This window comes from Cryptosporangium phraense (assembly GCF_006912135.1).
GTDB classification, from domain to species: domain Bacteria; phylum Actinomycetota; class Actinomycetes; order Mycobacteriales; family Cryptosporangiaceae; genus Cryptosporangium; species Cryptosporangium phraense.
In genome coordinates this window covers 64,239-81,180 of sequence record NZ_VIRS01000001.1, presented here as the reverse complement: position 1 = coordinate 81,180, position 16,942 = coordinate 64,239, and the positions used below count along the sequence as shown (strand labels likewise).

Annotated in this window: 14 protein-coding genes; all 14 read left to right on the top strand. The window is 72.5% G+C overall.

Translation table 11 applies throughout. The features are described from left to right. Positions 1-21 precede the first annotated feature (21 nt). The 14 genes from FL583_RS00350 to FL583_RS00285 are packed head-to-tail and all read left to right on the top strand — an operon-like array spanning position 22 to position 16,860. Entirely contained in the window at positions 22-3,417 is a 3,396-nt protein-coding gene (locus tag FL583_RS00350) for a WD40 repeat domain-containing protein (protein WP_170323410.1), read from the top strand. After that, positions 3,414-4,442: a radical SAM protein gene (locus FL583_RS00345; RefSeq protein WP_142702384.1), complete on the top strand. Its 1,029-nt coding sequence runs from the start codon at positions 3,414-3,416 to the stop codon at positions 4,440-4,442. The genes FL583_RS00350 and FL583_RS00345 overlap by 4 nt, the downstream gene beginning before the upstream one ends. Before the next feature lie 55 nt (positions 4,443-4,497). Then, positions 4,498-4,725: a radical SAM-modified peptide, FtsH ternary system-associated gene (locus FL583_RS00340; RefSeq protein ID WP_142702383.1), complete on the top strand. Its 228-nt coding sequence runs from the start codon at positions 4,498-4,500 to the stop codon at positions 4,723-4,725. Then, positions 4,722-5,339: a hypothetical protein gene (locus FL583_RS00335; RefSeq protein WP_142702382.1), complete on the top strand. Its 618-nt coding sequence runs from the start codon at positions 4,722-4,724 to the stop codon at positions 5,337-5,339. The genes FL583_RS00340 and FL583_RS00335 overlap by 4 nt, the downstream gene beginning before the upstream one ends. Beyond that, complete coding sequence (locus FL583_RS00330; protein WP_142702381.1) at positions 5,336-6,535, top strand: ThiF family adenylyltransferase; 1,200 nt, start codon at positions 5,336-5,338, stop codon at positions 6,533-6,535. The genes FL583_RS00335 and FL583_RS00330 overlap by 4 nt, the downstream gene beginning before the upstream one ends. Continuing rightward, on the top strand, positions 6,466-8,103 hold the full coding sequence (locus FL583_RS00325) for an effector-associated domain EAD1-containing protein (RefSeq protein WP_170323409.1): 1,638 nt from the start codon (positions 6,466-6,468) through the stop codon (positions 8,101-8,103). The genes FL583_RS00330 and FL583_RS00325 overlap by 70 nt, the downstream gene beginning before the upstream one ends. Beyond that, positions 8,100-9,113: a JAB N-terminal domain-containing protein gene (locus FL583_RS00320; protein WP_142702379.1), complete on the top strand. Its 1,014-nt coding sequence runs from the start codon at positions 8,100-8,102 to the stop codon at positions 9,111-9,113. Before FL583_RS00325 ends, FL583_RS00320 begins: the two co-directional genes overlap by 4 nt. After that, on the top strand, positions 9,110-10,066 hold the full coding sequence (locus FL583_RS00315; RefSeq protein ID WP_142702378.1) for a hypothetical protein: 957 nt from the start codon (positions 9,110-9,112) through the stop codon (positions 10,064-10,066). Before FL583_RS00320 ends, FL583_RS00315 begins: the two co-directional genes overlap by 4 nt. Next, positions 10,063-12,213, top strand: a complete 2,151-nt coding sequence (locus FL583_RS00310) for an ATP-binding protein (protein ID WP_142702377.1) — start codon at positions 10,063-10,065, stop codon at positions 12,211-12,213. The genes FL583_RS00315 and FL583_RS00310 overlap by 4 nt, the downstream gene beginning before the upstream one ends. Next, on the top strand, positions 12,213-13,427 hold the full coding sequence (locus tag FL583_RS00305; RefSeq protein WP_142702376.1) for an AAA family ATPase: 1,215 nt from the start codon (positions 12,213-12,215) through the stop codon (positions 13,425-13,427). Before FL583_RS00310 ends, FL583_RS00305 begins: the two co-directional genes overlap by 1 nt. Further along, positions 13,420-14,193, top strand: coding sequence for a molecular chaperone DnaJ (locus tag FL583_RS00300; protein ID WP_142702375.1), 774 nt, complete (start codon positions 13,420-13,422; stop codon positions 14,191-14,193). The genes FL583_RS00305 and FL583_RS00300 overlap by 8 nt, the downstream gene beginning before the upstream one ends. A 33-nt stretch (positions 14,194-14,226) precedes the next feature. After that, the gene (locus FL583_RS00295; RefSeq protein WP_142702374.1) at positions 14,227-14,493 is read left to right on the top strand and encodes a hypothetical protein; all 267 of its coding nucleotides are present in this window, start codon (positions 14,227-14,229) and stop codon (positions 14,491-14,493) included. Further along, a complete protein-coding gene (locus FL583_RS00290; RefSeq protein ID WP_142702373.1) occupies positions 14,486-15,115 on the top strand; it encodes a hypothetical protein in 630 nt (209 codons plus the stop codon). Before FL583_RS00295 ends, FL583_RS00290 begins: the two co-directional genes overlap by 8 nt. Continuing rightward, positions 15,112-16,860, top strand: coding sequence for a hypothetical protein (locus FL583_RS00285; protein ID WP_142702372.1), 1,749 nt, complete (start codon positions 15,112-15,114; stop codon positions 16,858-16,860). The genes FL583_RS00290 and FL583_RS00285 overlap by 4 nt, the downstream gene beginning before the upstream one ends. Positions 16,861-16,942: the final 82 nt, after the last annotated feature.

Here is a 16,942-nt window from a genome sequence, read left to right as displayed (position 1 = left end):
CGCGCGTCGGACGGGGGACGGATGAGCGACCCACTGGGCGACTGGGCGGTCACCCACGCCCGCACGGTTGGCCGCACCGGTGTCTCCGGGCCGGGAGCGTCCCCTCCCGTGCCCGACTTCGCTCTGCCACCCCGGGTCGCCTGCGCCCGTCGTCTGGAGGTCGAGGCGAGGTCTCCCTGGATCAAGGGTCTGACCTGGTGCGAAAATGCCGACGGCCGACCGCTCGTCGCCGCCGCGGCAGGGACCTACCAGGTCCAGCTGTGGGATCCGCAGTCCGGCGGTGTGTACGCGACGCTCGGCGCGGCCGACGGAGACGTCACGTCGATCGCCGGGCTGCACGGGCCCGGTCTGGCGCCTCGACTGGTGACCGCCGCGACGGACGGTTCGGTCGACGTCTGGGATCTGGGCCGCCGGGAGCGAACGTACCGTCTGGACGCAGGCGATTCCGCCTGGGCGGCTCTCCGGGCCTGGATCGAACCGGACGGCCGCGCCAGGGCGGCTGTCAGCTCCGCTCGACCGGACGGCAGTCGGGTCGAGCTGTGGGACCTGGACAACGGTCGCACAATTCGATCCTTCGGACCGGTGCGGGGATCGGTGGGTGACGTCGTGGCCTGGAGAGACGCGTCGTCGGGTCGATCGCGGATCGCGATCGGAATCAACTTCTCCGGCTGCGAGATCTGGGACGTCGACACGGGCCGGCTGTTGCAATCGCTGGAATCCAGCCAGGAGGCGATGTGGGCCCTGGTCACGGCCGGGCGGCCAGGGCGATCCCCCTTGCTGATCGCCGGGTACACCGACGGAACATTGGACGTCTGGGCGGACGCGCGAAAGGTACGGCAACTCGTCGGACACACCTCCAACATCCGGGCGGCTGCCGTCCTCGAGAGCGGGGACACCGGCGTCCTCCTGATCAGCGCGAGCGACGACGGAACCGTGCGGGTGTGGCATGTGGCCAGCGGGGAGTGTGTCGCGACGATCGAATCCGGGCAGGGCATGGTGACTGCGGTGGCGGCGCTCGCGCTCCATGACGGGCGCGCCGTGGTGGCGCTCGGCTCAGCGGACGAGTTCGCGAACGGGCGGCTGCAGGTGTGGGAGCTGAACATCGACCCGCCGCTGGTGGATCTGCCGGCGGCCCGGAACACCGCGCCGCTCACCTCGGCCGACCTGACGGTCGACGAGTGGCCCGTCCGCCTCACCGGAGTCCGGCCTCGCCCGGTCTTTACCTGGGGCCGCAACGCGGCCCTGACCCGATGGCCGGACGGACGAATCGTGCTGGCCGCCGCCCAGACCGGCGAGGTCCGGATCTGGGACGTCCACACCGGCGCGACGATCAGCGTCTTGCGAGCCCCCGGAGAGCCGCGCTCGCTGGCCTGGGTCCCGCCGGGCACCGGATCACCCCGCCTCGTGGTGGGCTACACCGGCTACGTCTGCCGCACGTGGATGGTCGAGGACGGCACCTGGGTCGAGCGCGATCTCGCCGGCGATGGCAGCGGGGGCAACGGGGTCACGGTCGTCGACGTGACCGAGCGCGACGGGCGAGCGCTGATCGCGGCCGGACGCGGCGACGGAACGATCGAGCTGATCGACGCCGACAACGGTGCCACCCTCCAGACGCTCGGTGACGTCGGCCCGTCCCGTCGCGGTCTCGTGGTCGGCGCGGACTCGGCCGGCCGGACCATGCTCGCGTCCTTGACCGGGTCCGGCTACGTCCAGGTGCACGAGGTGGACTCGGGAGAGCTCCTCGCCGACCGAGGGCCCTACCAGACTCCCCACATAGCCTGGGTACCCGGCCGCGACGGCACTCTGCGGCTGGCTCACACCACGTATGACATGACGTCCCGCAGGGCCCCCGCGTCCCCCGTCAGCGACGTCGGCTGGTGGGGCGAGAGGGACACCGCGTCGATCCCCGGGCTGTCGGTGCCCCTCGACGTGGCCTCGATCACCGCGCTCGTGTTGCCGGACGGGCGGGCCACACTGCTGTTCGGCGGGTCGGGACACAACCAATCCGCGGAATCGGAGGACCACCTGACCGACGGCGGTGCGGTCCGCTTCTACGATGCGGAGACCGGAGCCGAGCTGTACACGCTGCCGGGCCGGCTCGTCCAGGTGTTCGCACTGGCCACCCTGCCCCTGCCCGACGGTCGGTTCCTGCTCGCGACCGGCGGCACCGGCGACGAATCGGTGCGCCTCTACACGGTCTCCGGACCCTGGGCCCGCCCGGCGCGCGCACCGGTCGCGCTCGCTCCCGTCACCGCCGGACTGCGCCACGCCGCCACGGGGCTCGTCACGCTCGGACTCCGCGATCTCTGGTACCCCCTGTCGTGGATCGACCAGCTGATCACCGCGACCGGCCCGGACGGTGACGACGATCCGGGTATCCGGCGGCTTCGGCAGCTGCGATGGCCCCCCGCGGCCCGGGTCGGCCTGGCCGCGCTCCTCCTCGCCGACCGGCTCGGCGCGCCGAGGTTCCGGCCTCCCGACGGGTCGACGCCCGGCGGACAGCTGGCCCATCTGCTCGCCGCGCTCGCCTCAGACCCGGATTCCCGTTCCGCGCTGCCGCTGCCGCCGGACGATGTGCACGCCGCCGCCGACCGCCTCGACGGGCGCCTCATCACACTGCTGCGGATCCTCGGTCCCGACGCCGTCGCCGCCGATCCCCTCCTTCCGCTCCGGCTCCGGGACGGAGCCCGCGCCATGCCGGACGTCGACCCCGGCTTGCTCGGACTGGTGGGTGCCGTCTCACCGCGTGAGGAGGCGGTCCGGCCGGCGTCGGCGAACGCGGTGGGCGGCCGGCCGGACGCCGGCGGGGTCGGGCGCCGCGGGCCGCTCACCCGCCTGCTTCCCAGCCAGCTGGCGCTCCCCGCCGACGTGTTGGATCTCCGCGCTCAGCGGGGGGAACTGCTGTTCCGCCAGCAGCCGGTGGAATCCGAGCGACCGCCGGAGCCGGTGACGTTGATTCTCGACACCAGCCCGAGCACGTTCGGCCCGGTCGAGAACGCACTCCGCACCGTCGCGCATCTGATCGTCGTCACCCTGTGGCGGGCGGGTCTGCCGGCCTGGGTGATCACCACCGATCGGCCCGGACTGTGCCTGCCGCTGCGCGAGCGGGCCGATCTGGCCGTCCTGTGGACGCGTCGCGGGCTCATCCAGACGGGACTCGAGACGGGACTGGCCACCGCTCGGCGTCGCGGCCGTCCGTTGGTAGTGCTCACCGACTGGCATCGGGCCGCCGACCATCCGCTCGCGCCAGGGCCCTCGCTCCGCCTCCTGACCAGCCACGTGCCGGGTGACGAGCCGGATGCGTCGCCCGGGCCATTCCGCGACCACCTCCCGCCTCATCCGGACGGACCCGCTCTGGCCGGAGCCGTCCGGGTCGCGCTCCGTTCGGCCCGAGTCCACGCCGGAGCCCCGCGATGACCGGCGAACCGGTCTGGCGTCCGGCTGTCCTCGCGACGGCAACCGGTGACGGACGCGTGCGGTGCGACCTCTGCCCGCACGCCTGCGTCCTTGCCGATGGCGAGATCGGCGAGTGCCGGGTCCGGCGCAACTCCGGCGGGCGGCTGGAGACCGCGACGTTCACGACGACCGTCGCGCACCTCGACGCGGTCGAACGCAAGCCGTTCTTCCACGTGCGCCCGGGCTCTCAGGTACTCACCGCGGCCGGGCCCGGCTGCTCGTTCCGCTGCAACTACTGCGTCAACCACCGGCTCTCGCAGTATGGGCGGCCGGGCGGTTCGTCGGACTTCGCCGGAGATCCCGCGCAACCGTCGACCTTGGTGAGCCAGGCCGCCGACGCCGGGGCCGCGATCGGCCTCAGCTACGCCGAGCCCTCGCTCGCGCCCGAACTCACGCTCGCGCTCGCCGGACTCGCCGCGCCGCGTGGGGTCCCCGTGCTCTGGAAGACGAACGGCTTCCTCACCGCCGCGGCGATCGATCTCGTCGCTCCGGTGCTGACCGCGGTCAACGTCGACGTGAAGGCGGCGACGGACGCGGCCCACCGCCGTTTGACCGGCGCTCCGCTCGCCCCGGTGCTGGACGCGATCGAGCGCTTCCGGGCGGCCGGAGTGTGGGTCGAGGTCTGCACGCCGCTCATTCCCGGCGTGTCCGACGCGCCGGCCGAAGCCCGGGCGATCGCCGCGAACCTGGCCGCGATCGATCCGGCCGTGCCCTGGCATCTCGTCCGGTTCACGCCGGACTTCCGGATGCGCCGTCCCGATCCGACGCCCCCCGCGGTCCTCGCGCGCGCGGCCGCCGACGGCCGGGAGGCCGGCCTGACGTTCGTCTACGTCGAGCGGGCGCTCGGCGACCAGGGGCGTGCCACCTATTGCCCGGCCTGCGGTGTGGTGCTCGTCGACCGGACGTTGTGGGCCTCCCGGGAGAACCATCTCGTCGACGGCCGGTGCCCCGGCTGCGGGCTCGCGATTCCCGGTCGGTGGGCTTGACGCGGCACTACCATGACAACGGGGTGCTCGGACGTTCCGATGGGGAGGGACGCGGATGTCTGAGGCAGAAGCGAACGACGAGGTCGTGTTCGTCGCGTCGTTACCAGATCTTATCGATGCGTCCGAATACGACGATCATCCGGACGGAAGGCTGGTCCGTCTCCGGCTGACGGTCGGGGCCGACGGCGTCGAGTTGCTCGGGGACGCCTTCCGTCCCCAGGAGCTCGAAGCCCTGCTGCGGACGCTCGGCGGCGGCCCGACCGAACAGATGCTCTGCGGATGAGCGAGGCCGACGAGCCCGGTGCGCTCGGCGAGTTCGCCGCCGGTGTGGCCGCCGGTCTCGATCCCCAGCCGCAGGCCGGAGCGTCCCGCACCGGCCCGGCCGTGACCAACATCGGGTCCCGGTGGAACCACACGACGTGCTCGGTGTGCGGCCAGACGTTCCGCCGCGAGGACGCCGTGCGCATCACCGAGCAGGATGGCATCGCCGCCCCCGCGGTGACCCATCGCGATCCGGCCCTGCGCTGCGACCCGGACGTGGGGGCGCCACCGGCCGAGCAGTCCGGTGATGACGTCGCCGACTTCGCGGCCGGGCTGGCCGCGGCCTGGCGGCCGCTCGACGGCGCACCGATCAGCCGTCTCTCCCCCCGTGACTGGCGGATCCCGCGTCCGGGTGGCCGGCCGGGGTCGGACCGGCGTCGGCGCTGCCTCTACTGCGGACACACGTTTCGGGCCGAGGAGCACGTGGTCGTCTGTCCGTGCAGCCCGCACGAGCCGAAGTGCGGTGCCGCGGTGCACCGCGATCCCGGAGCGGGTCTGGTCTGCTGGGAGAAGTGGCGGCCGGACGGCGAGCTGGCCATCTGTCCGATCACGCTGACCCGGCTCGATCCGCGATGACCGGCGCCGGGAGCGCTGATCGTTTCGACCGCCAGCACGGCATACCCGGCTGGGATCAGCAGCGTCTCGCAGCGGCGACGGTCGTCGTCGCCGGTGTCGGGGCGCTCGGCAACGAGGTGGCGAAGAATCTCGCGCTCGCCGGGGTCGGCCGCCTGATCCTCTGCGACCCGGACACGGTCAGCCTCACCAATCTTCCGCGGACCGTCCTGCTCGGCCCGGACGACATCGGCCGCCCGAAGGTCGTGACGGCACGCGAAGCGCTGAGCCGCCTCGCGCCCGGCTGCGTGATCGAGACCCGCCAGGCCGAGCTCGCGGCCGGCGTCGGGCTCAGCGAGCTGGCCGACGCGGACGTCGTCGTCGGATGCCTGGACTCGCGGCACGCCCGGCTCCGCCTCCTGGGCCGGTGCGCTCTGGTCGGAGCCCGGCTGGTCGACGGTGGCACCCATCCGTGGGGCGGAGAGGTGCGCCTGCGCCTCGAGGTGGACGAAGCGTGCTACGGCTGCTCACTGACGCCCCACCAGCGGGGCGAAGCCGATCTCCCGTGGAGCTGTGCGGATCCGCTGCCGGGTGGCGAGCCGGCACCCGCGTCGATCCTGTCCACCGCGGTCGTCGGCGGCTGGCAATCGCTGGCCGCCTCGGCGCTGGTCCTCGGCACGCCCCCGCCATACCGGGTCCTGCGGATCGACGGCCGAACCGGCCGGACGGCCCCCGTGCTGTTGACGCGCGACGGCGGCTGCCCGTACCACCGGCCGCTCGAAGGCCCGCGGACACACCTTCCGATCGATCACCGCGCGACGGTTGCCGAGTTGCTCCTCCACCTTCCGGCCGACGCCGACCCGGCAGTGTGGACAGCGTTCCCCGTTTCCGGCCACTGCGGAGCGTGCGGTCGGCGATACGATCCCCCCGGGTTGTCCGACCCCCTGTCCGTCACGGACTCGGAGTCGGAGGACGGCACCGCGCAGACGCGTTCGGGGGGCGTCGACGCGTGTGGACACTGTGGAGCGCCGCTGGGCCGGCCGCGGCTCTCCGAACGACTGCGCGACGCCGAGTCCGGTCGCCGGCTGTACGAGTACGGGGTGGCGCCGGGCGAGATCCTGCCCGTTCTGACGCCGGAAGGGGGGTACCGATGGTTCAGCCTCAACGGCGCCGTGCGGCCGGTGACGAACCCGCACGCCGTTTCCGCGACCTCCCGCTGACCGACGACGACCGGATGACGCTCCGGCGTGTGCTGCCGCGGATCTTCGCCGAGGCCGGTTCGGCCCGTGATGTTCTGCTCCGGATCGGGCTGCGACCGGACCAGATTCTGCCGTTCGCCGATGCCCGGACGTTCTGGCAGGAGATGTTCGCCCGGATCGACGCCGGCGCGGTCCAGCAGCCGCACTACCGGCTGCTCGCCGAGGTGCTCGAGGTCTACCCGTATCACCCCCAACTTCGTGAGCTGGCCGAACGGTACGGCGTCATCGGCCCGGGCGACCACGACGAGGTCGTGCCGTTCCGCTCGCTAGCGGCCGCCGACGAGCCGGACCCGGAGCCGGAGCCGGAGCCGTCCCCGGTGGAGGGCATCCGCGCCACTGATCTCGACGACCGGGTCGTGCACGTCCTGGTCCGGGCGGGCTCGGAAGACGAGCGACAGACCGCGGAGGCCACCCTGGCCGGGCTGGGCCTCGAGCCCCAGGAGGTTTGGTCCACCCCGTACGCGGTCTCCTTCGCGGTGGCCTTCGCCGACCCTGCCACCGTCCGCCGTCGGCTTGACGACACCGACCTGAGCTGGAACGTCGTCCCCCCGGGCCGGCGGGATTACCTCCTGCGCGCGCTGTACGTCGAGGGACCGGACGGTCGGGCGTTCCGCATCCGGGACGTCCCGGCCCAGCAGACGGTCGGCGACGTCTCCGCGCAGGTGATGGGGGCCGAGTACCCGACTTCCGATCCGACCAGGAACGTCGTCGTCGAACACCTGAAGCCCGACGGCACCGACCGGCGGCTCAACTCGCAGGACACCCTGGACGACGCCGGGGTGCGCGACGGCGACCGGGTCCGGCTGGGCGTCGAGGCCACGGCCGGGTCGATCAACCCGCTCGACCGGCAGGACGCGCTGTTCCGGGCGCGCAACCAGCTGATGGCGTTCGCCGACTCCCGGCCCGACGTCTCGGTACGCGCCAACTCCACCGAGCTGCCGACCGAGTACGAAATCGACTTCGTGGCCCGGAGCTTCGCGCCCGGACCACCAAGCAGCGGCGCGCCGGACGAGCCCGGCGATCCGGTCGAGACGAGCAAGCACCAGGTGCGGATCCAGCTCCCGCCCGAGTTCCCGATCCAGCCACCGCTGGTCTTCTGGGTCACGCCGATCTTCCATCCGAACGTCTATCCGAACTACGACGGTCCGCTCGCCCGCAAACGGCCGTTCATGCGGGGCAAGGTATGCCTCGGCGCGCTCGACGAGCTGTACCAGCCCAGCCTCGACTTCTCCGAGCTGGCCCAGGTACTCGTCGACATCGCCGGGTTCCGCAACTACGGCCTGTTCGAGGTCGGCGGGGCCGTCGACGAGGAGCCCACGGTGCGCGGGAACTACTACGACCGCCGGGCGGCCGAGTGGGTCTGGGACAACCAGGACCGGATCGCCGGAATCGGTGGCACGGTGTTCTTCCGCCCACGTTCGGTCGGTGGCACCTATCGCAACGTCATCGAGTTCCTGCCCGACCCCGACGACTCCGACCCCGACGATCCGCGCTCCGAGGACGAATTCGGCGCCGGCGGTGGGGGGTGACCGCCGAGGTCGAGATCTACCGGACGGACGACTATCTCAGCGTGGGGCGGGTGCCACTGGTCCCGCTGCTCCAACACTTCTTCGAACCGATGCTCGGCCGCTCGCTGGCCGGCTGCCGATTCCATCTCTTGTTCCTGCCGGTCGCCGAGGACGGCGTCCTGCCGGGGCCGCCCGAGCTCGTCAATCTCCGTGGCAGCCACGGTTACGTGCAGGTCCGGATCGTCCAGGCGGGGGGAGACGACACCGTGCTGTACCGCCATCCACATCCGGTCAGCGAAGTGATCGCCGGACCGCTCCAGGAGCAGCTCGCGAAGGCCGCTCCGGCCGAGACACACTGGGGGTTCGGTGTAGTCGCCCCCGGATTCGACGGTCGCATGGTCCGGCCGACACCCGCGGTCGACGGGGTCATCGGCATCCGCACCAGCGGAACGGTGACCCCGCTTTTCCACCTGGAGGAGGTCGCCGAGCCGGACCCTCCGCTGGCGACGCTGGAAGACCTCGGCGTCACCGATCCCGCGCCCGCTCACGGCTCGGTCGCGGTCGTCGTCGCCGCGGACGTACACGCCCAGTTCGACCACGAGGCGGACTTCTCCCGCGAGGTCGAGGAGGGCGGTTTTCTGGCCGGGCACGTCCACCGCGACTCCGCGGACCCGACTCGCCTGCTGGTGGAGATCACGGCCGCGCTGGCGGCCGAACGCACCGGCGCCTCGATGCTGCACTTCACGTTCACCGGCGAAAGCTTCCTTCGGATCGCTCGGCAGCTCATCCGGCGCGGCAACGGCGAGCGGCTGGTCGGCTGGTATCACACCCATCTGTTTTCGGCGAGTGATCGCCTGGGGCTGTCGTCGATCGACGTCGACCTGCACCTCACGACGTTCCGGCGCCCCTGGCAGGTGGCCGGGCTGGTCAACCTCGACCGTACGAGCCGGGTATTGCGCTTCTACCACCGGGCTCCGGACGCGTCGGCCGCGCCGATGGAGCTGTCGCCGTACTGGGTGGCCGCGCCATGACCGTCGACGCCACGCCGCCGCCTGCCGCCCGGTCGCCGCGCGCCGTCCGGTTGCCGTGGGGCGAGAGGTCCGCCGAGCAATCGGTGCATGCGGTGTTGCGCTGGGCGGTCGATCGGACCGGCAGCCTGCCGGTGGGGCCGCTGACCGGAACCCGGCGGCTGGGTGAGCCCAGCGCATCCCTGCAGACGTCGCTCCGCGAGCTCGCCCAGCAGCACGCGGCCCGGCTCGGCGCGGGCGTGCCGCCGTTCGGCGACGACGGGTCGATCGGTTCGGAAACGCTGCTGCTCGCGGCCGCGCTGGCCGGCCGCGGTCAGCCGGTACTGGCCGAGCGGCTGGCCGGAACGGTCACCCCGTTCGTCGGCTGGGCCGATGCGGTGGCCCGCCACGGACTGCTCGACGCCGTCCTGGCCGGCGGGCGCGGGCCGGCGGCCCGCGGCCAGCAGTCTCGCGTCCCCGATCCGCTGATCGACCTCCTGCGCGACGGCTCCGGTCTGACGGCGGTACTCGACCGGCCGTCGCTTCGGCGGCTCGGGTCGGAGGCCACCGGGCGCGAAGCCCAGCTGGCGGTCGACCTGCTGGGTCGTCCGCGGGGGCCGGCGGTTCTCGTCAATGCCTGGTCCCGCTGGTCGGCCGATCCGGAGGTGCTCCGCTGGCGAGAGGAGCTGCTGACCCGGTTCGCGCTCTCGCACGCCGACGCGGTCCTCGACGTCTACACCGCGGCCCGGGCGCGCCACGGCGGCGACTGGACCGCCCGGCTCGGTTGGGCGGCGACCGAGCTGGGTTCCGGAAACGCGGATCCGCTGGCGCTCGCCACCGTGCGGTACTGGGCGCCCCTGGCCAGTATCGACCGGCGATCGCCGCAGGCACTGCGGAGCCGGCGGCTGCTACGCGATCACCGGTACGCGCTGACGCTCGTCCACCGATTCCGACTGACCCGGGCGGTGCAATCATGAGTGGCCAGATCGAGATCACACTGGTTCCCCTCGGCGACCCGCAGCAGCTGAAGGATCGCATCCTGCTCGTCGAAATGGACGAGCCCGAACTCACGCTCGGCGGGCTGCTGACCGATTCCCCGGCGCTGAGCCTGGCACCGCTCGAGCCCGAGCATCTCGAGATCCCGGTCCGCCGGCTGCGGCTGAGCGTGGTCGCTCCGTCCGCCGGCACGCCGGTCTACCGTCCACCGGATCTCGCTCCACTGCGCGTGGACGGCGATGTACCAGCAGACGCGACGCGACCGAGGCCGACTGACACACCGGGGGCGCCGAGCACACCGGGGGTGCCGAGCACGCCCGGCACGCCGGGTACCGACGTTCCACTCGGAGCGGTCATCGTCGCCGGCGTGGACCACCCGGCCGAGCTGTCCGACCGGGACGCCGTGCTGCTCGCCCACGACCTGGAGATCACCGCTGCGGCCGGATACCTCGAGCGGGGCTTGTCGGTCCTCGTCCGGTGCGAGAAGTTGCTCGTCGAGCACCTGGCCGAGGACATCGTCGGGCGGTCGGGCCGGGACGCGGTGCACGTGCGCGCCGCGGCGACCGAACAGCCCGCGGGTCCGTTCGGCATGTCCGCGGACCGGCGCACGATGTTGCTGGCCGCGTTGCAGCAGGCGGTCGCGGACGCCAAGCCGCAGGACGTCCTCGTCGTGCGCCATCTGGACCTCCTGGCCGGAGGCACCGACGCGACGCTCACCGCGGAAGCCCGCGAGCTGACCGACGTCCTCTACGACCGCAGTGACCGGGTGCTGCTCGCGTTCGTCGACCCGTCCCTGGTCGTCCCGGAGGTGCTCGCCAACCGGTTCGACGTCCGATTGGCGATCGACATCCTGCCCCGGGTGCTTCCGGCGGCCGACGGCTCGACCGTCCCGGTCGGCCGGGCGCTGATCACACGCGACGAGGCCGAGCGGTTCGCCGGTTTCGACGACGGTGGCCTCTACAAGCACGTCGCCGGTCTGAATGCCGTCCGGCTGCGCCACGCGTTGCGGTTCGCCCATCACCAGTACCGGGAGCAGGCGGATGAGGGACGGCGACCGTCGTTCGCCGACCTCCTGCACGAGCTCCGTGTCTTCAAGGCTCGGACGTCCAGCGCCTTCGAGGTCCCGACCGTCCCGTTCGACGCGATCGGCGGTTACGACGACGTGAAGACGGAGCTGATCCGGGCACTGACGATCATCAACGGCGCACCCGATCTCCCGGTACATCTCCAGCACGACCTGGTGCCCCGCGGCTTCATCTTCCACGGGCCGCCCGGTACCGGGAAGACGCTTTTCGCCAAGGCGATCGCGGCCCGGCTGGACGCCACCATTCTGGTCGTCTCCGGACCCGAGATCACCGACATGTACGTGGGGGAGAGCGAGCGGAAGATCCGCGAGCTGTTCTCCGAAGCTCGCCGCAACGCCCCCTCCGTGGTCGTGTTCGACGAATTCGACTCCATCGCGGCCAGCCGCACCGGCCGGGACGACGGGGGCAGCCGGGCCGGGAACGCGATCGTCGCCCAGCTGCTCACCGAGCTCGACGGGTTCCGTCCGGAGGTTCCGGTGCTGATCGTCGGTACCACCAACCGGATCGACCTGATCGACGAGGCGCTGCTGCGTCCCAGCCGCTTCCGGCCGATCAAGATCGACCTGCCGAACTCTCGCGCGCGCGAGGAGATCGTGAGGGTGCACGCCCAGCACTTCGACGTGCCGGTCTCGAAGAAGCTCACCGGCGCCATCGCCCGCGCCACCGAAGGCATGAACGGTGACGAGATCCGATCCATCTTTCGGGACGCTCGTGCGGATGAGCTGGTCGGTGATCCGAAACGTCCGGCCGACGCACGGCGGCTGGGCGAGCTCGTCGGTGAGCTCCGCCGTGGCAAGCAGCAACGCGACGTCGATCGCCGACAGCCACTCGGTAGTCCGGGTGAGCGCCGGGGCCGGACGACTCTGGTGCTGCCCGCGTCCGCGCTCGGGTCGCTGGGTGATCTGGCCGGACTCACCGGCCAGGGCGAGACCTCGCTGGCCGCCGAGGGGGTTGCGAGTGCCGCCGCGGCCGACGAACTGGCCGAGGCGCTCCGGCCGCTGTCCACCCAGACCACCGCAGCCCTTGGGGAGGGCGATCAGTAGTGACGACGACCACACTCGACCGCGCGACGCGCGTGCTGGCCCGCACTTACGCGACGCGACTCGACGAGGTCAAACGTGACTTCGTCGGTCGGGACGAGGCCGTGGACCTGGTAGGCCTGGCCGCCCTGTGCGGAGAGCACGTACTGCTGCTCGGGCCCCCGGGTACGGCGAAGAGCAGCCTGCTCGACCGATTCCGGCGCATGCTCAAAGCGCAGTACTTCAGCTACCTCCTGACCCGGTTCACCGAACCGGCGGAGTTGTTCGGCCCGGTCGACCTCCGGTTGCTGCGCGAGAAAGGTGTGTACCGGGTCAACACGACCGGCATGCTACCGAAGGCCGAGGTCGCGTTCCTCGACGAGGTTTTCCAGGGCAGTTCGGCCATCCTGAACACGCTGCTGACGCTCGTCAACGAGCGCACCTACCACAATGGAGCCGAGGCCGAGCCGGTCCCGCTCGTCACGCTGCTCGGGTCGTCCAACGAGATGCCGGACGATCCGCTGCTGGCCGCGTTCAGCGACCGATTCCTGTTGCGCTGCACCCTCGGCTACGTTCCGGACGACGACATCGAGGACGTCCTCGGGCTCGGCTGGACCCGCGAGAAATGGCTCACCGGTAAGGAGGCGCTCACCGACAGCGGTAACGGTGCCCTCCCGGCCGGCGCAGCGACGTTCCCGGTGACCGATCTGATCCGGCTGCGGCGTGTCCTCGGCGAGGTCGACCTGGCCCCGATCCGGCCGGCCTACGGGCGCATCGTGCGGGCGCTCCGCGCGGAGGGCGTCACGTTTTCCGACCGGCGGGCGGTCAAGGGCCAGAAGGCGTTCGCGGCGACCGCGCTGCTGGCCGGGCGGCGGGAAGCCGAGCTGTCCGACCTGGCGCCCCTCGTGCACCTCTGGGCGAGCCCGCGGGACGAGCCGACGATCCGCCGGGTCGCCGCTGACCACGACGTCCCGCTGGACAGGCTCGGTCACGTCACCCGGGACCCGGCCGAACTGCGACTCGAGCTCCGGAAACAGGTCGCCGAGCGGGAACGGATCACCACCGTCGAAGAGTTTCGCGACCTGCTGCGCCGTGGTCGTGCACTCGCCGTCGAGCTCCGCCGGGACCATCCGCAGCAGGGCGCGCTGATCGAGGACGTCCGGCGCGAACAGCGGGAAATGGTGACCGCCTACCGCGAGCTGCTAGGGGCCGAAGCAGAGAGGAGCGTCGATGTGTAATCCACGCCGCGTCCGGGTGCGGGCCAGCCGGACGATCGAGGACGCCTGGGAGCAGCAGGTGCGGCGCCAGGTCGTGCGGCGGGGCACGGCGACCGGCGAGGCACGCGTCCGCGAGTCGCTGGACGCGACGCTGGGCGGGCCGACGCTCGCCGCGCTGGCCGGCGTCCTCGGCCGGATCCCGGGCTGGGAGCAGGACGGCGACTCGTTCCGGCACGCCGTGGAGGGTGGCTATGTCGCCTACCATCCGCAGACCCGGGAAATGGAGATCGTTGCCCAGGCCAGTGCGGATGTACAGGTCACCGGGGACGCCTCCGAGGTCGTCCGGGGAACCGTGTCGGAGACCGCTGAGGTCGAAGGCGTCGGCACCTACTACGACGACGGGTGGGGCGGACGCCGAGAGTCCGACGCACGGCGCGACGCCGAACTGGACGCCGAACGCGGCCTCGCGGCGCGGGCGCGCGAACTGCTGGACGAGGCGCGCAGGCAGGCCGATCTGGCCGAGGGCGCGCGGGTGGAGGCGGAGGCGGGCGAACGGGCGGACGCCGCGCTCGCCGAGGCGGCCCGAACCCGCGCGGAGGCGCTCAGCCGGGCCGCCGAGGCCCGCTTGGAAGCAGTCGGCGTGCAGGCCCGCAGCGTGTTCCATCGAGCGCTGGCCGAGGCGTACCGGGACGCGATCCTCGCGTATGCCCGCGCCCGCCGGGCTGAGGGCCTCCGCCTCACCGAGGCCGGCGGCGTGATCGAGATCGAGTTCGAAATGCCCGCCTGAGACGGTGTGGCCGGACGACAGGGACGTGGGGCGATGCGCGTACGGGTCACCTTCCGCTACAACGCCGAGACCGGGGAGGTCGAGGAATTCCGCGTCGACGATGTCGGCTCGTCCGGCGTCACCGGTCGCGCCGAGGACCACGACGCGCGCCACGACCGGGCGACGGCCGACGTTGCGCAGGTCGTCGAACGCAACGCTCTGATCGAGGAACTCGCGCCCGGCCCGGCCGTCGAACGGCAGGCCCACGTGCGGCCGTCGGCCGAACCGGAGACCCGACGGGAGGCCGAACGCGATGCCTGACGCCGACCTCCTGCGCCACGCTGCGGCGTGTTACCACACCGCCGGGCAACCGGCCGAGGCCGCCCGCTGCCTCGCGCTCGCGGGCGCGCACCGCCAGGCCGGCGACGAGTTCGCGGAGCTCGGGCTCGATCGGGCCGCCGCCGACCAGTACGTACTCGCCGGCGAACCGGAACTCGCCGGCTGGCGCCTCGTGCATCACGCCGGCGACCCCTCGGCGGCCCGCGCCGTGCTCGCGGCCACCGACGGTCACTCGGCCGTCCGCCGCGCCGTGGTTCTGACCCGCTGCGACGTCGCCGAGGGGGTCCGCCGCCCGCCGTTGCTCGACACCTTCCGGGCGGTGTGCGCGCTGCTCTCCGGAGCGGATGCGACCGCCGAGGCTCGGCAGGCCGAGGAGTGGGCCATAGCCCTGGCCGAGCAGACGCGACGGTACGACCAGGCGGCGCTGGTATTCGCCGCGGCCGTGCGGGGCGGCCGCTGGGGGGCCGTGGATCGCTGGGCGGAGTGGTCGCGCCGGGTGCTACGCACCGAGCTGACGCTACCGCCGCTGCCATCGGCGCCCGCGGATGCCCGGCCGCCCGAGGAGATCGATCCGATGGATGTGACGGGGCCGCTGTCGCTATGAGCGATCCATTCTCCAGGCAGGTCGAACCGATTCCCGCCGATCAGCTGCCCTCGCGGGCGTCGGGCCGGACGGCGCCCGACGACCCCTCGGATGACGGCTACGAGGTCGACGACTACCAGTTCGACGACGAGGCTCGGGCTGAGGAGCCCGGGAGCAGGGCGGCCGATCCGGTGCCGGCTCCGGTCGTTGATCTGGCCGGGCGCTTCGGGTCGGCGTCCGCGGCCTTGATCTACCTCGGGCAGGCGCGGGCCGCCGGGTATGGCTCCGACGTCCGGATCCTCCGTCCGGCGTCCGGGCCGGCCTGGTGGGTGGCGGGAACGCTACCCCTCGACCTCGGCCGGGAACTGGTCGCGGCCGTCGGAGGCCGCGCCTACGTCGAGTCCGGCGGACGGCTCTGGCCCGACACCGGCTGGGGACCGCCTCCGGCGCCGGGAGCCGCCCGCGGTGGCCTCGACTTGGGGACGTTGACCGACGCGGACCTCACCGAACTGGTGCGGGTGGCCGGCCTGCGGGCGGTGGCCTTGGGCGTTGCGCCGGCCGAAGCCATTGTCCTGCTGCGCGGGGAGCACGCCTCCGGCCTGGTGCAGCGGGCGCTCGAGCTGGGCCTGTCGGTCTCGCACCAACTCGTCCGGCTGGAGCCGCTGTTCGAGGGACCGCCGACCGGCCGCCAGGGCGCGGTCGCGCGGACGACCACGCTGACCGCGATGCGGCTGACCGCCGGAAAGGGCACGCTACCGCCGTCGTTGCTGGTGGCCCTGGCGAACGATCCGTTCGTCACCGTGTGCCGGGTCGCCGTAGGCGGCCGACTGCTGGTCGAGGCCGGCTTCGCTTCGCCTCTCCCGGACGATCAGCTGGCGGCTCTCGTCGATACGGACGCCTGGCTGCTGGCCGGCCCGGGCGCAGGGTGCGCTCGGCTCACCTGGATCGGAGAGGCGTCGGACGCTGCCGGCCTCGCGCGGCTCGCAGACGACTATCCGCTGACCCCCGCGTCCGGCTCGGACGACCCCCCGGTCCACCTCAGCGTACCGGCAGTGCGGATCGTACCGGCGCGGGCACACGGGATTCCGGTCGACGCGGTGCTGCTGGAGGGCGACGATCTCGAGACGCTGCCCGCGCTGCTGGAGGGGCATCCGCTGGCCGACATCGCGATCCTCGTTCAGGGACGTGATCGGCACCTGCTCACCGCGGCCGGAGGGCTGCTGGAACGGCTGGCGATCGGTGAGCCGCTGCGGGCGGTCGGCCCCGGTCCGCTCTACGTCCCGATCGGATACCGCTTCCGGCCTCGGATCCCAGCTGCGGCCCGGCGCCGGTTGTTCGGTCAGGACGAGCGCACCGCGGTGGTGGCGCTGCCCGAAGGCGCGGTCGCGTTCGACCTGTCGCGCCATGAGCCGGTGTGGACGCTCTGGGTCGGCCCGCTTCCGGACATTGATCCGCAACTGCCGGTGGAGGCGATCGAGACGCTGGCCGCGATCGAGGTCGAGTTGACGCCTGAACTTCCGAAACCGGCCCCGCCGAAGGAGCCGCCGACGGCCGGCCGCCGGGCCCGGGACTGGATCGCCCGGCTGGCCGGCCGGGGACAGCGGGAGGCGTCCGAGCGGCGGAGCTGGCGCGACGAGGCCTGGGACGCCGAAGTCGCGGGCAATCTGCCGGCGGCGGCCGAGCTGTTCAGCCGCCACGGAGAGCCGCTGCGCGCGGCCCACTTGTACGAGCGGGCCGCCCTCGAGGCCGACCGTTTCCGCCGCTGATGTCGGCCTCGCTGAGGCTGGTCGTGCGACCGGGCTCACTTAACGTTTCGTGAAGGCCGCAGCGCGCGAACATCGGTACTTC

Bases quoted from the DNA above. Each gene is read 5' to 3' on its own strand.
- FL583_RS00350 (WP_170323410.1), top strand. From the start codon at position 22: ATGAGCGACCCACTGGGCGACTGGGCGGTCACCCACGCCCGCACGGTT.
- FL583_RS00345 (WP_142702384.1), top strand. From the start codon at position 3,414: ATGACCGGCGAACCGGTCTGGCGTCCGGCTGTCCTCGCGACGGCAACC.
- FL583_RS00340 (WP_142702383.1), top strand. From the start codon at position 4,498: ATGTCTGAGGCAGAAGCGAACGACGAGGTCGTGTTCGTCGCGTCGTTA.
- FL583_RS00335 (WP_142702382.1), top strand. From the start codon at position 4,722: ATGAGCGAGGCCGACGAGCCCGGTGCGCTCGGCGAGTTCGCCGCCGGT.
- FL583_RS00330 (WP_142702381.1), top strand. From the start codon at position 5,336: ATGACCGGCGCCGGGAGCGCTGATCGTTTCGACCGCCAGCACGGCATA.
- FL583_RS00325 (WP_170323409.1), top strand. From the start codon at position 6,466: ATGGTTCAGCCTCAACGGCGCCGTGCGGCCGGTGACGAACCCGCACGC.
- FL583_RS00315 (WP_142702378.1), top strand. From the start codon at position 9,110: ATGACCGTCGACGCCACGCCGCCGCCTGCCGCCCGGTCGCCGCGCGCC.
- FL583_RS00310 (WP_142702377.1), top strand. From the start codon at position 10,063: ATGAGTGGCCAGATCGAGATCACACTGGTTCCCCTCGGCGACCCGCAG.
- FL583_RS00300 (WP_142702375.1), top strand. From the start codon at position 13,420: ATGTGTAATCCACGCCGCGTCCGGGTGCGGGCCAGCCGGACGATCGAG.
- FL583_RS00295 (WP_142702374.1), top strand. From the start codon at position 14,227: ATGCGCGTACGGGTCACCTTCCGCTACAACGCCGAGACCGGGGAGGTC.
- FL583_RS00290 (WP_142702373.1), top strand. From the start codon at position 14,486: ATGCCTGACGCCGACCTCCTGCGCCACGCTGCGGCGTGTTACCACACC.
- FL583_RS00285 (WP_142702372.1), top strand. From the start codon at position 15,112: ATGAGCGATCCATTCTCCAGGCAGGTCGAACCGATTCCCGCCGATCAG.